This window comes from Pseudomonas sp. MWU13-2105 (assembly GCF_023242315.1).
GTDB lineage: Bacteria > Pseudomonadota > Gammaproteobacteria > Pseudomonadales > Pseudomonadaceae > Aquipseudomonas.
In genome coordinates this window covers 15046-28326 of sequence record NZ_JALLIY010000034.1, presented here as the reverse complement: position 1 = coordinate 28326, position 13281 = coordinate 15046, and the positions used below count along the sequence as shown (strand labels likewise).

12 protein-coding genes are annotated in these 13281 nt (G+C 56.6%); 2 read left to right on the top strand and 10 right to left on the bottom strand.

Features of this window, described 5'->3' with window-relative positions:
• On the top strand, positions 1 to 919 hold a 919-nt coding region (locus M5B96_RS31415), incomplete at its 5' end, for a DUF1173 family protein (protein ID WP_248800951.1).
• A gap of 238 nt (positions 920 to 1157) precedes the next feature.
• Positions 1158 to 1703, top strand: a complete 546-nt coding sequence (locus M5B96_RS31410; protein WP_248800950.1) for an NADAR family protein — start codon at positions 1158 to 1160, stop codon at positions 1701 to 1703.
• 282 nt (positions 1704 to 1985) lie between these two features.
• Here M5B96_RS31410 and M5B96_RS31405 read toward each other — a convergent pair whose 3' ends face one another.
• The 10 genes from M5B96_RS31405 to M5B96_RS31360 all read right to left on the bottom strand — a co-directional run bounded on the left by M5B96_RS31405 (position 1986) and on the right by M5B96_RS31360 (position 13270).
• Positions 1986 to 3740, bottom strand: a complete 1755-nt coding sequence (locus M5B96_RS31405; RefSeq protein WP_248800949.1) for an ABC transporter ATP-binding protein — start codon at positions 3738 to 3740, stop codon at positions 1986 to 1988.
• A complete protein-coding gene (locus M5B96_RS31400; protein WP_248800947.1) occupies positions 3733 to 5427 on the bottom strand; it encodes an asparagine synthase-related protein in 1695 nt (564 codons plus the stop codon). The genes M5B96_RS31405 and M5B96_RS31400 overlap by 8 nt, the downstream gene beginning before the upstream one ends.
• Entirely contained in the window at positions 5427 to 6098 is a 672-nt protein-coding gene (locus M5B96_RS31395) for a lasso peptide biosynthesis B2 protein (protein ID WP_248800945.1), read from the bottom strand. Before M5B96_RS31395 ends, M5B96_RS31400 begins: the two co-directional genes overlap by 1 nt.
• A 90-nt stretch (positions 6099 to 6188) precedes the next feature.
• Positions 6189 to 6446 carry an acinetodin/klebsidin/J25 family lasso peptide gene (locus tag M5B96_RS31390; protein WP_248800943.1) on the bottom strand — a complete coding sequence of 86 codons (258 nt, stop codon included), beginning with the start codon at positions 6444 to 6446 and terminating at the stop codon, positions 6189 to 6191.
• Between the two features lie 162 nt (positions 6447 to 6608).
• Positions 6609 to 9431 (bottom strand): conjugative transfer ATPase, encoded by a 2823-nt coding sequence (locus M5B96_RS31385; protein ID WP_248800941.1) that lies wholly within the window; start codon positions 9429 to 9431, stop codon positions 6609 to 6611.
• The gene (locus M5B96_RS31380; RefSeq protein WP_248800939.1) at positions 9431 to 9850 is read right to left on the bottom strand and encodes a TIGR03751 family conjugal transfer lipoprotein; all 420 of its coding nucleotides are present in this window, start codon (positions 9848 to 9850) and stop codon (positions 9431 to 9433) included. The genes M5B96_RS31385 and M5B96_RS31380 overlap by 1 nt, the downstream gene beginning before the upstream one ends.
• A complete protein-coding gene (locus M5B96_RS31375) occupies positions 9831 to 11303 on the bottom strand; it encodes a TIGR03752 family integrating conjugative element protein (RefSeq protein ID WP_248800938.1) in 1473 nt (490 codons plus the stop codon). The genes M5B96_RS31380 and M5B96_RS31375 overlap by 20 nt, the downstream gene beginning before the upstream one ends.
• A complete protein-coding gene (locus M5B96_RS31370; protein WP_248800936.1) occupies positions 11293 to 12195 on the bottom strand; it encodes a TIGR03749 family integrating conjugative element protein in 903 nt (300 codons plus the stop codon). The genes M5B96_RS31375 and M5B96_RS31370 overlap by 11 nt, the downstream gene beginning before the upstream one ends.
• A 2-nt stretch (positions 12196 to 12197) precedes the next feature.
• Positions 12198 to 12869: a PFL_4703 family integrating conjugative element protein gene (locus M5B96_RS31365; protein WP_248800934.1), complete on the bottom strand. Its 672-nt coding sequence runs from the start codon at positions 12867 to 12869 to the stop codon at positions 12198 to 12200.
• On the bottom strand, positions 12866 to 13270 hold the full coding sequence (locus tag M5B96_RS31360; RefSeq protein WP_248800932.1) for a TIGR03750 family conjugal transfer protein: 405 nt from the start codon (positions 13268 to 13270) through the stop codon (positions 12866 to 12868). Before M5B96_RS31360 ends, M5B96_RS31365 begins: the two co-directional genes overlap by 4 nt.
• Positions 13271 to 13281: the final 11 nt, after the last annotated feature.

Below are 13281 nucleotides of genomic sequence, written 5' to 3'. Positions count from 1 at the left end.
GCGTGGTCTGCTTGAGCAAGCGGCAAAGGGGGAGCGTGCCGATAAAGGCATTGTCATTTATGCGCCGACCGCGGGAACCCGTAAACCAGCGATGACCCTGCTGGGGCTGCTCCACCTGCTGTGGCAAGAGGCGCGGCTGAACGTCTGGTACCCGGCCATGGAGGGCAAGCGCAAGAGTGGGTTGATCCATAGCGCTCTCCGTCAAACAGCGAGCCGGATCAAAGTGGGGCGTATGACGCTGAGTGATGTGTTGCTGGTCAGTGCCACCCCTCGCTCCAAAGCTGAAGTCACCAACGAAGGTGTGGTACTGGACGCTATTCAGCGTAACCGTCGGGCGATTGTGGTCTCGCCGTTGGCGCGCTTTGACCAGAGCAAGCACGATGGGACGATCCTCAAGCTGCCGTTGGCGGGCCCCTTTGGCATGCCGTACCTGAGCATGCCTACCGAGGTCTGGGCGGACACCGAGAGGCGATTCAAGCAGGAGATTGCGGCCTGGAAGCGCGGTGATCGGGTCATGGTGATCGCTCAACTCAATGTAGAACCAGGCAAAGGCAACACCGGTGCCCGCGCCCAGGTGCTGGACCTGGCCCTGATGCACGTCAGTGAACGCTGGATACCGTTGGACTCCGATTACGAGTCCACCCTCGAGGTCAAGCTGTTCTCCGCTGGCCGCTGTTTTGAGAAACCGCTTCGCTATGACGCTGATGAGTGCGAGTTTTTCCCAGACTTCTGGCTCCTGGACATGAAGCAGGATTTCCCCCTGGAAGTCTTCGGGATGAACACGCCCGAGTATCTGGCACAGAAGGCCCGGAAAACCCAGTGGTACGACCGTGTCTACGGAACGGAAGGCTGGTGGAGCTGGAACGCTGCAGAGGATCCGGATGGGCGAGGATGCTTGAATTGCCCTGTCTGCCAGTAGGCACCGCTGATGACTCGAATGGATTCCGATAGCGTACGGTGTAGTGAATGGCACCCACGAGGTACTCGCTGTTCGTGGCGATCTTCACGTCATCGGGGCCAGGCTCGATCCATGAGGCAGATGAGGGCCCTCGGGGTTGAGTACACAGGCGAATGCAAGCAAACTCTTCGGCCGAGATTTGCCTGAATACATCCAGGCAAACCCATTTCGTCAGAAGCCAATTGCTAAGGAAGGCCCATTGCACGACTCCAACTATCTGGAAGATCTCCGCTCCCGCTTCAACGCTGGTGAGGCGCTTGAGTATGTCTTTTTCTGGGGGCACCAGCGAAGCAAGCGTGGCATCACGTCTTCGTGTTTCAGCCAGTGGTACAACGCCGAGTTCGTCGTGGAGGGGGAGCGTTACCCAACCGCCGAGCATTTCATGATGGCCGAGAAGGCCGCCTTATTCGATGATCAGGAAGTTCGTGCTCAAGTGCTCCTGGCGCCCACCCCGAACGCAGCCAAGGCGCTTGGCCGAAATGTGCGTGGGTTCAACGATGAGGTTTGGCTGCAACATCGGTATGAAATTGTCGTTCGCGCGAACCAAGCCAAGTTCTCCCAAAGCCCGGAACTGAGCGCCTTTCTCAAGGAAACCGGATCTCGCATCATCGTTGAGGCCAGTCCAGTGGATAGCATCTGGGGCATTGGGCTCGCCCAGGACGATGAAAACGCGAGTAATCCCAACCTGTGGCGAGGTCTGAATCTGTTGGGGTTTGCGCTTATGCAGGTCCGCGACGAAGTCTGACAGTACGTGGCAGAGGTGCCTAAGCACTCTGTATTCAGGGAGTGCTAGAACTCCTTCAGGAGCGTACTGCTGGACGGGCAGCAAATGCCTGGCAGCTCATGTGAACATTCTCGATGTTAGAAGCCGCCAGACATTTTCAACGTGACGGGTGATGCCTATGAACGAGGGGCACTGACTCAACCTTTTATATTGCGCAGCGTTAGAGTTCGTCAGCAATAGTTTCAGGAGGCAATGAGTACGATGCGCTATAGGCCATTTTCCTGCGTGGAATGACCTGCTTTTTCATATTTCTAGTCCCTTTGCGTCCGCGTCAAGTACATGGTTGATGAATACATTGTGGGTTTTTAAGCGCTTCAGGTTTTCAAAACCTTCGATTTGACCTGCGGATACAACCATTACCCGATCGGCCATCGACAGGGCTGTAGCACGATGCGTAATGATTAAAATAGTCTTGTCCTGAAACGCGTCAACAATATTCTGTAGAATACGTTTCTCGGTGACGACATCCAGAGATGAGGTGGCTTCATCGAGTAGGATAATGTCCGGTTGTCGCAGGAATAGCCGAGCTAACGCCAATCGTTGCCGTTGCCCGCCAGACAGTGTCACTCCCCTGTCACCCAGTACAGTGTCGAGCCCCTGCGGCAGGCCGGTCAGATAGTCGCGCAATTCGGCTTTGTCCAGAGCCTGAAGTAGTTCATGGTCAGACGCAGAGGGGTGCGCAACCAATAGGTTGAATCTCAGGGTATCCTTGAACGCAAATACCTCTTGAGAAACAAATCCGATTTTTTCACTCGCAGTGTGCAAATCAATCTCTGCGAGATTTGTGTCAAAAACACAAACCGATCCTGCATCGTGAGTATATTGCTTCATCAGAATCTTGGCGATGGTGCTTTTCCCTGCGCCGCTAGGGCCTGTTATTACCACGCATTCGCCTGGTTTTATTGAAAACGACACATCGCTCAGTGCTGCGTGTTCCTTCCCTGGATAGGTGAGTGTCACGCGGTCAAATGCTACCGCCCAGTGATGAGGGGGCGTATCTCTTGAGGTCAGCCCGCGCCGTTCGCTTTGTATGGATATCTTGTCGACAAAGGTCGCAAATGTCCGTAGGGCTTGGTTGATTTCGGTAAACATATTACCCAGGCTTTCTATAGGGGAAAGCAGGGTCAATGTGTAGGCGCCAATTAAAACGAAGTTTCCAACGGAGCGCCCGTTATAGATAACGTCGTAAAGGGCTAGCATGAAAGAAACTCCGAATAGCCCTACAAAGAGTAGCGCGTTGATGATCTGCATTCGAACCATCGTGGTCCAGTAATGACTCTGGGACTGACGATCTTCTTTTAAAGCCTTGTTGTAGCGCCCAAGAAGAAAGTCGTAAGCATTATATTGCCTTGCCACGTTGATGTTGGATATGGAGTCGGTCAGTGTTGCATAGGTGTTGCGGCCAGCCGTCATATACGCCATCTTGAGTGCTGTCAGGCGACGGGCGTAAAAAATATTGTTGATCAGGAACAGTAATACATAGATCGCCATGGCCATTGCAACAAACGTGTTTTTGCTGAGGATGAGGACGACAACGGCAATCCCTATCTGGACGATGGGAGAGACAATGGAAAAGGATAGGTTTCTAACAATGATGAATAAATCATTAGAGGCTTGATTGACTTCTTGGCTAAGCTCCCCTGGATTTTTCTGCGAGAAGAAATTTTCTGATTGCAGGCACAGGTAATTAAAGTAACGCCCCAATAGCGTCTGATTGGCGCTTAGCCTTAGAAGGCTCTGTAAATACATGATCACCGAATTTATCAACTTCGGAATGGCAATCAGAAGGAGGTAGAGTAGGGCAGTGATGATGATCTGCTGGGCACTGCTAGTGTCGGCCTTCAGCAAGCTGTCCGTTAATCGGCCCAGTATGAGCGGTGCGGTAGACAAGCAGCTGGCTGCAACAAGGGTGCACGCGATGGTCGATATAATAAATGTACGATCTCTTGCCTTCAGGTGATGCAAGAAAAGGAGGTACAATTTTTTCCAGTTATTCATGGCTTAATAATTTTTCCGATTGGGTACTTGCCGTGAAAAGGTATTTTTCCAATTTGAAGACATTCATTAAATTTTTTAAGCTGTCGGTGAGTGCTACGTCGCAATTCATCTCCAGATCAGCAAGGATCTTGGTCTTGTCTATGCCAAGCGTTGAAATCACCACGCCATGGTTCAATGTGCTGATTAAGTTGCTTTTGGCACTCGATAACGCCTTGAAGAACATCACTGATGACGACCGCTTGGTTCGTCGCCAAGCAAAAGCTTTACCTGTTTTTTCATAAATGGGTTGGCGTAGGATTATGCGATCGTGGGTATCCGAAAAGCTGTGCTCTACTGGCGTATCTACGACATGCCCAATTATATTTTGCAATAGGAGCGGCGCCAACACGGTTGCACGGCCAGGAACCGTTTGAGTCGAGTGCAGTGCGAGCAATATCGTCGATAAATGTGAATACTTGGCGCTACGCCGGTCCAGTCCACGAAGCAGATAATGCTCATCCCCCGCCTCGTTTTTCAAGGGGCCCAGCCATGCAGGAGGTACGACTGAACCCTCGTGAGGCGCCAGCATCAACGAAATGTTATGTTTGATAATCTCATACACACTTGTCCCTTTTAATCGAGACAGCATTCTTGCTGTACGAAAAAATGACAGGTATCTCCCCTGGTTCAGCAAAGAAAAGCAGGCGTTGGCGCCAGGATTTTGAATAAAGACCTGGTCCCCACCATGTCCAGTCAGAATCAATCGACTTCCATTAAGTTCCAATGCGTCTTTTGCTGGGGTGTTGTTGCTGAATATAGGGGTGCTATTGAGAGAGTGGTGCTTATCCGTTGTGGTGAGTTTGAATGCATCACTGAAGTCATCTTCTTGCTCTTGTTCCATTCTCACGATTTCATTGCCAAGATCACTGGCTATAGCACGCGCCTCCTCGTATTCACTGTCATCGGTGCCGGGCTTCGAATCGTTGTGTATCGCCAAGGTATTGACGCCGCACGCCTTCAGTGCCCACAACAGAGTGCTGGAGTCCAACCCACCAGAAAACATGAGGAGCGTGTTATCAAATGCTTGAGAGAAGGTGGCCAATGTGTTTTTTAGTGTGTCCGCAATCCCCTCTGTCGGAGGTAGCGGGCGATTCACAAACTCGGTATCTATTCGCCCTTGTGGGCCGATACTCATCTGTTCTCCCAGCATGAGTTCTCTGATCTGCAAAAAGGGTGTTTGGCCACCAAATTTTTGCTGAACGCCGATGTAGCTTCTGCAGTAATCAATATCCAATGTCTGCTGCTGGTAACCACCACGTGAGGCAATTAATACCGGTAAATGGCTACAGAGTATGGGTTCTCCGTCTAGTATCGTATAAAAAATATCCAGGCTCCGATATAAGCTTCTGGTGATTCTCAATTCGCCTGATTCAATTGATACGCACGTAAAGTACCCAATTGCATGGGTGAGTGAGGTTTCAGTAAGACCCGCTTCTGGGTGAGTTGGCTTTGGTTTGTGCTGTCCCCATGGGTGTGAAACACCTTCAAATAGCTCAACGCCTTGAGCATTCTTCGAAAGCTTCCAACGACCGGAAAAACCCACCGCAAAGTTCCCACATATGAGGGTGGTCAGCGTGTTTTGGCTTACCCACCGCTCAAGGATTTTTTTTCTAGACGCTGATAAAGTAACTGAGTAGGCGATGAACATCAGAGCTCCAATATCACGGCAAGTTTGTTGCGCAAGTCTGGGTCATCACTGATCACTCTGCTATCCTGTTCAACCCAGGCATGACTCAAGAATGGACGCGTGCGAACACCCACTATCAATTTCACGCCCGGGATCTTTCTGCGTAAAATAAGCGTCAACGCTAGTGAGTAGGTCAGGCATTTATTTTTGCTAAAATCAAGGAAGAAAACCTTGTTTAAACTTGCCTTGGCTCGATTTAAAATCTTATCGTGATCATCTGCGCTTAAGGTTCGAGAATGACCCTTGGTCTTGAAGGATATGACCCGTTTGAATCCACCAAACCTAACGCAAAAAGCAGCGCGCAAGAGGGCATATAATGCTTTTGTTATGTCCATTCGCCGCAGTGGGACTGCGGATGTCAACGGCGTCATCCAGCGTTGCTCGATATAATCTATCGGCTTTAGTGTCGACAAGCATCCGTTGGTAGGTGTTGATGAATCAGTGATCGCACCAATCGAGTGTAGTGCGCTATAAATAGGTGTACCTTTACTTTTCTCTGGACAGGAGATCAGGTCGTTAACTGAGTCTAGCGAAACGTTTTGAATGAGATGGAATTTGTTGTCCGCCACTGTTAGGACAATAAGATCCCGTCCATAGTAAGCGAACCCCACCTGTAAATTAGATGAAGGCATATAGATATCGTCTCAATTCCCTATGAAAACGCTTCAGTGCTCAAGGTAGACGAAGCCAGAGCATACACTCTGGCCACGCCTACTGTTTACTTAGCCATAGAAGTCTTGCGACTGCCAATCATAACTGACCCCGAAAATATTAAAATACTCGGCAATTGGGCCGTCGCCCCCTTGGGTGATTTTGCTTGCACTTTGGTTCATAGTGATAACCCGCAGCTCACCGATCTCTTGAGCTGTGAATGCCTTCTCGTTGGTCATATTTTCCATAATATTTCTCATGTATTGATTTAAGTGAGTTTCAAGCGATGAATGCAATGTGCCATCAATCATAATGATAAGCGTTTGCATTCGGTCGCGAAATTATTCGGCGCGTTGTTTTTTGTCAAGCGTTTTGTTAGCTCCGGGAAAGTTCTCACTCGAGAAAATCGTCTTCTCAATGCTCAGCAATGCTCTCAATCAGGGGCGTGCCAGATCCCCATTTTTTCTTTGAGATGTACTTAAATTTCACATTTAGGGAGCGATATTGCTGTCATTTGCAGTCAAAAGCCCACGCTGACGATCAATCCGCTGCGCCACCATTATCGCCGCATCCAGCTCGCTGATGCCGTGCTCCTTCATCAGTGCGAATCGCTCGGCTTTTTCCTCCGGCTCCGTCATGGCCGTGGCCAGGTAGAGGCTCGGCGGTACCGCCCGGAACAGCACCTCCATCGACTTGGACAAAATCACTCCTTCGGTGAATTTTCCAGACTCTTTCCTGGCTGACAGCATCAGCGCCTTCTGCGCCTCAGTGAGCGCCCGAAACCGCGCGATCTTGTTGACCTCATCCGGCGGCATGTTCAAACAGATCCACCACTCGATCATATTGAGCATCGGCTCGGCGGCCTTGGGCAGGTCATCGATGTTCTGGGTGGCGAGCCAGAACCAGGCTCCGAGCTTGCGCCACATCTTGGTGATCTTGACCACGTAGGGAGAGAGCAGCGGATTCTTGGTGATGATGTGGCCTTCGTCCGTGACATTGATAATGGGCCGGCCCAGCATCTGGTCTCGCTCGGCGATGTTGTTCACGGTGTTGATCAGCGAGATGTAGGCGATGGAAAGCTGGGCGTTGTAGCCCTCACGGGCGTAGGTGGCCAGGTCCACCAGCGTGATATCGGCTTCAGGCCAGGGCGTGCCGTCACGGTTGAACAGCTCGCCCTCGGAGCCCTGACAGAACATATCCAGGGCATCGGCCATTTCCAGCAACCGCAGACGCCGCGGCTCCGGCAGATGGGGATCATTGTCCATGTCCCGCAGGGCGTCGCGCACGTCCTGGGTCAGTACCGTTCTCTTTTGGCTCACGCAGGTGTGAGCGGCATTGATGATGCACTGACGAATCTGGCTCCTATCTGCGCGGGTCAGGCGTTGCTCTTCCTTGTCTTCGCCACCGGTGATCATCAGGCGGGCGGTGATCTCCAGCTCGCCCAGGACATCACGCTCATCGTCTTCCGTGGATTCAGCTTCATCCAGATCTTCAGTATCCAGTGTCATAACGCGGTCGGGTGTCGCCACCAGTCGGTAGGCATCGGCGAAGGGCGCCAGGCTTACCCCGGAGCCCGGCGCCAGCTTGACCCGATTGACCGTCAGCCCCAGGCGTCTGGCGAACTCTGCAAACAACCCAAAGCTGTTGCCGGCCTCGGCAATGAACAAGCGTGGCCGGTACAGGGCCATGACCTGATTGAGCAGGTTGTTGAGGGTGGCCGACTTACCGGCCCCCGTCGGCCCGAACAGAAAAAGATGCGCGTTCATCTGCCGGTCCAGACGATTGAGGGGGTCGAAGGTGAGCGGGCCGCCACCCCGATTGAAGAACGTGAATCCGGGATGCCCTGTGCCCTCACTGCGACCCCAGATCGGCGCCAGGTTGGCCACATGCTGCGCGAACATGAGCTGGGTGTACCACTCACTCTGACGCATCCCCGGGTTGAACACCCCGGGCAGCCAGCGCAGGTAGCTGTTGAGCGGCGCTACCTCATGCTCATCGCGCACCGGCTGCAGGCCAGCGTTGAGCATCACATTGTGAAGCTGCAAGGTACGGCGGTCGAGCTCCTCGACGTCCTGGCCCCGCAGGTAAAACGCCACCGCGCCCCGGTACAGCTTGTGGGCGCTGCCCAGGTGCTTACGTGCTTGATGCACGTCCGCGCGGGTTTGCTCAGAAGCCAAGGTGTCCCCAACCGACTTTTGCGCGAGGTGATTGAGGTGGGCTTCCAGTTGGTCCTGCGGGCAGATCACCAGGGTGATACAGAGCACAGTCTCTTCCGGCATCTGATCGAAGAGGGCGTTGATGGCATCGCCGCCTTTGGGCGTTTCCCCGGTCAGGTGGCCAATGATCGGCGGCGTGCGCAGGCGATCAAGCACCACCACGCGGTGGGGCTGCTCGTCGAAATACCAAAGCCCCTGGTCCAGGTCCGAGCGTGGCTGCTCGAAGAACAGGCGCTGGGCGAAGTCGGTACCGCTGGCCAGTTCCAGCTCATCGCCTGCTGGGCCCTCAGGGTAGGACGCCAGTTGATAGAACCACTCCCGGTCAGCCTGGGTATCACCCAGCAGACGCGGGTGCGGGTTGAACCAGCGCAGCAGCCAGGCATGAATCTGCGCACCGCCCATGCGCCGGGTTTTGACGCCGGCATTGCCCAGGCCTCCCAGCAGTCGGTCGCAAACGCTGTTGAGGGCTTGTTCGTGGGTTTGGCCTCGACGCCCATCAGAGCCCTTGCTGCGCCGGTAGACCACCAGCCGCACTTTGCGCCGCTGGCCGCGCCAGGGCAGTTGGGTGACCACGGTGTCTTCAAACAGCCCGCCGGGTTTGGACAGCGCTTTCAGGTGCTGGCCAAACATCGTCAGGTAGCACTCGGTAAAGGCCGTTCCTTGGGCACGCGGCTGCACGTAGTTCCTGAGGGTTTGCAGGTAGCCGTCCCAGTCGGTCTCATCCTGAGCGTAGAGCTGCACCACCCAGGGCTGGTCCTCACGCTCGTCAAAGCTGTCTTGCAGGGCGTTTTCCAGGGCATCACGCACCGTGCACAGCCAACTCGCTTCCCGGCCTTCGGTACCAATGGGCGTCAGCTCAAAAAACGCCGCCACCGATTCGCCGTCCTCCAGCAGCAGGCATTGGGTGTCGGGCAAATATTCCACCCAGGGCAGCAGGTCGACAAAGCTGGGTGTCACGTCATAGAGGGCCTGTTCATCGGCCTTGGTGGCGGGGCGCTTTCGGGGGCGACTTCCGGCGCCAGGTTCCGGCAAGCCGTGGGCCTTCAACTGCTCTATGTGCTGTGCCCAGGGATCGGTATCGATTTTGTCCGCTTCCATCAGTAGGCCTCCGTGCGTTCGCCGGGCAGGGCGTACTGCACCCGCTGGTACAGGGGGAAGACGGTGCTGTAGCCGGGCACCGGAACCGGATCAGACCCGGCCAGATGCGGGAAGACGTACATCACGATGTCCGGATTGGGCAGGCGCTTGAACTGGCTGTGGATCTCGTTGCTGGCGGTGCGGGTGTAGGCCGGCTGATCGGAACCTGTGTCCTCCAGGGGCCGCCGCAAGGCCAAACGAGCCTCCTGAAGCGGTCGGCTCGGGGCGCCTTGAGGGGTGGGGCCTGCATGCTGATCCCAAAGATCGGTCATGGTCTGAGAACCATGGGGGAGCAGGTCATCCTTGTCAGTGGTGCAGCCGCTGGTCAGCAACATGACCAGGCACAGGCAGGCCAGGGCCTTAATCGAGGGTTGTTGCATGGTGACCTCCTGTCACATGCCGCACCTGGCGGCCGAGGGGTTCGTAGTCAATCTCCAACTGCCGGTCCAAGTGCACGGCCACGGATGCGCCGGGCTGCACGTAGACGGCGGCGAATGCCTGGCCGTAGAGCTTGTTCACCCAGTCGCCGATGTCTTTCACGCCCCCGGACAGAATGCTGTTCAGCGCTGAGGGGCCTGCTCCCACGGCGGCTCCGCCGGGTGTGAGCACGGTGCTGGCATCGGCCTTGTCGGCTTCGAGCAGTTTGGCCACCCCCGCGCCAGCCGCGGTGAGCAGGCTTTTGGTGCCCAGATACTGCTGGGCGTTGGAGCGCCGTTCACCGGCAATGCACGGCACGCCATAGGGATCGCTGAGCCAGCCGATGCCGCCCTGGATCTTGTTCAGTTGCGATTGGCCGGTCTGGCCGCTGTTTTGGCGGCTGGTCAGTTTTTGTGGGGAGGGGAGCGTGCGGATGCGCCCGTCGTTGAACACGAAGGTCAGGCTGACGATCTGCCCGCGTACGCAAGAGAGTGTCCAGTCTCCGGCGGCAGTGCCACTGATCACTGCGCCCGCCACATCCGGTAGATCTATGCCATTGGCAGTGAGGTTGTCAGGGCCGATCAGCACTTTGAAGGGGTAGGGATCGTTTACCACACCGTCCACTGGCACCCGACCAATCAGCGCGGTCATGGCGATGGAACCGGTGAGGGTGCTGTTCTCCGGCAAGGTGTAGACGGGCTTGACCGGGGCTTTGTCGTCGGTGGTTTTGATGTGGCGGCCAACGGCGCCGGTATTGGCTTTGAGGGCCCGCTGGCCCCTGTTGATCTCATCACTGAAGGCCGTCGGGAAGCTGAAGCCCTTGGCCGGTTTGCCAGAACCCGCTGGCAGCGGCTGGCCCTTGGCATCGACGGCGGTGCCGTCCTGAGGCTCGGTCCAGACGAGGTCAGTGTGGGCTCCGGGGAAGGACGCCTCGTCACCGGGCTCCAGGCCCAGGCCGATGGGTAGGTCAGCGCCGCCCTTGCTTATAAACGAGGTGGAGAGCTGCTGCTTGAGATCCTCCAACAGATTCTGGGTGTCTTGGGGGCTCAGGCGTTGCGAACCCGATTGCGGTGTCTTCTCAAGCTCCGTGTTCAGGGCTTTCTGGATGCGCTGGTCGATGTCGCTATCGCGCTGACGCAGGCGAGCGTTTTCTTTCTGCTGGTCTTTGTTTTCCGTGAGCAAGGCCTTGAGCTCAGTGCGCATAGCTTTGGTCTGGGCGACCAGGGTGGCCACGGTGTCATGGGGCGTGTCGCCATCAATGCCGAGCAGCTTCATGTCCTCTGGGGTCAGGGGCCGCGCGGTGCTGGCGGGTTTGGCGGTGGGGGCGTCCGTGGGGGAACAGGCTTTGAGCAGCCCGAAGACCACCAGCAGGATCAGGGGCAGGAGCAACCACTTGAGCAAGCCATTACTGGTCATGGTCACCTCCGGGTGCTGCGGAGACGGCGGACGCGGTTAGGGCGGTGCTGGCGTCCACCGGACTGAGGACTGGTGGCAGGGCTTGTGCCAAGTCCCGACCTCGGGTCACCAGGTAGACCACCGTGGTGTCACTCGCGAGGCCGGTGGGCCCCAGGTGCGGGTGCTGAAAGGCCGCACTGATAAAGTCGCCCCGCAGTTCACGTGGGTCTAGGGCGATAGACGTGGCGGCACGGTTCTGCAGTTTGATGGCGCTGACGGTGTGGTCTTCCATCTGCCAGGCACCCAGCCATTGCATCGAGACCGGTTGCGTGGGCATCAGGCCCGTCAGGTCCAGGTCACGCCGCGACTTCACCGGCAATACACCCGGTAGGGGCTCGACCGTACGCAGAGGGGCATAGAGGTTTTGCGCCGCGTAGCGGATCAGGACCACCGGGATTGGCGTTTGCCGTGAAACGGGAGGGCTGTCCGCAGCAGTGAGGGGCGGGTCATCGTCGCTGTCAGTGGCGTCTTCGGGCGTGTCGCTATAGCCCATGGACGTGCCCGGGCCTTTCACGATTTTGACGGGTTCGAGCGCGGGTTGGCCTTGGCCTTCGGTGGCCGCGATGTCGATCAGGATGATTTCACCCGTGCGCACGTCTTGCAGGTGCAGGCGGGTGGGCTCGATCGGTGCATTGGCCCGCAGGTACAGTGCGCCGCCGGTGCTCTGGATGCGCAGCGTGTCACCCAATGAACGGGGAGCACCGACCCTGACGTTCTGGTCGATGAAGATGATGCGCTCTTGATCGACGTACAGTGGCACGGACAGGGGCAATCGCTCCCACGGCATAAGTTCGACGGCCTGGACTGCGGTGCAACCCAGCCAGAGAGGGAGAAAGAGGTTCAATCGACGCATGGCTAGCTTCCTTGCATAGCAGTGGCAGGATTGTTTGTAGAGGCGGGTGGTGGGGTGATGCGTTGCGGCGCGCCGTCGTAGCAGTTCAGGGCCAGGCCAAAAGGGTTTTTCTCCGGGTCCACGTCCCGGCGTACCACCTGAAGGGGGTAGCGCACGAAGGCCTGCTTGATCCGTTCCGAGCCGTAAAACTCCTCAGTCACCAAGTCCAGGTTCACCACCCAGTTGTCCCGCCCCAACACCTTGACGCGCTGTTCGGGATCATCGCCAAAACCCCGGTCAGGCATCTCGAACACGCCCCGGGTTCGGCCGCGCAGCTCGCCGGCGGTCTGGCGTTTCTGGGCATCGCCTTCGAGCTGCGATTTGCACTGCGGGGTCAGGTAGGCCGAGAGCTTCTGAATGGCCCGTGGATAGTTTTTCTCACCGTCGGCCGGCCAGCGGTTGAGCTGCTGGAAGATGTAGAGGCTGAAGGTGTACACCGACTCTGGTGACACCTCCCACCATTTGCGGGTGCTGCCGGAGCGCAGGTCCGGCGGGATGTTGATGGTCAGGTTCCGGGGGGCGTCCCACCACCCCAACCCCATGACCAGGGCCACCCCGAAGAGCAACCCACAGCCGATGCGCAGCGAGAGGAGGTGGGACTCCAGTCGGGCCACTTCGTTCTTGAAACGGCTCATGGGCGTCGGCTCCGGCGGGTGCTCCAGCGCCCAGAGCGCCTTACCAGGTCCGCACCGCCGACCCAGGCCGTGAGCACCGGCCAGCGTGTCGCGAGGGCGTATTGAAGGTGGCGATACAACCAGGTCTCCGGCTTGCCACGTTTGTGGCGACGTAGCAGCTTGCCGCCCACCAGCAGCCCCAGCGCCGTGCACACCACCAACGTCGTGGGGGCCAGGGCCAGGCTCTGAAACAGCATTGCAATGCCAACTCCCAGGCCAACGCCGATCACCGCGCTGACAGCGACGCAGATCCACATCTCATCGGCCGTAAGCCCCAGCACAATGACCGGCTGACGATTGAGGCGTGACGGCAGAAACCGAAGGGTGCCGTCGGGCAGTAGGTGATCTGAGTGTTGTTTCATCGCAGGGCCTC

What these genes read in the sequence shown, in the direction of transcription:
- M5B96_RS31405 (WP_248800949.1), bottom strand. Translation starts at nt 3,740, where the DNA reads ATGAATAACTGGAAAAAATTGTACCTCCTTTTCTTGCATCACCTGAAG.
- M5B96_RS31400 (WP_248800947.1), bottom strand. Translation starts at nt 5,427, where the DNA reads ATGTTCATCGCCTACTCAGTTACTTTATCAGCGTCTAGAAAAAAAATC.
- M5B96_RS31395 (WP_248800945.1), bottom strand. Translation starts at nt 6,098, where the DNA reads ATGCCTTCATCTAATTTACAGGTGGGGTTCGCTTACTATGGACGGGAT.
- M5B96_RS31390 (WP_248800943.1), bottom strand. Translation starts at nt 6,446, where the DNA reads ATGCAAACGCTTATCATTATGATTGATGGCACATTGCATTCATCGCTT.
- M5B96_RS31385 (WP_248800941.1), bottom strand. Translation starts at nt 9,431, where the DNA reads ATGGAAGCGGACAAAATCGATACCGATCCCTGGGCACAGCACATAGAG.
- M5B96_RS31380 (WP_248800939.1), bottom strand. Translation starts at nt 9,850, where the DNA reads ATGCAACAACCCTCGATTAAGGCCCTGGCCTGCCTGTGCCTGGTCATG.
- M5B96_RS31375 (WP_248800938.1), bottom strand. Translation starts at nt 11,303, where the DNA reads ATGACCAGTAATGGCTTGCTCAAGTGGTTGCTCCTGCCCCTGATCCTG.
- M5B96_RS31370 (WP_248800936.1), bottom strand. Translation starts at nt 12,195, where the DNA reads ATGCGTCGATTGAACCTCTTTCTCCCTCTCTGGCTGGGTTGCACCGCA.
- M5B96_RS31365 (WP_248800934.1), bottom strand. Translation starts at nt 12,869, where the DNA reads ATGAGCCGTTTCAAGAACGAAGTGGCCCGACTGGAGTCCCACCTCCTC.
- M5B96_RS31360 (WP_248800932.1), bottom strand. Translation starts at nt 13,270, where the DNA reads ATGAAACAACACTCAGATCACCTACTGCCCGACGGCACCCTTCGGTTT.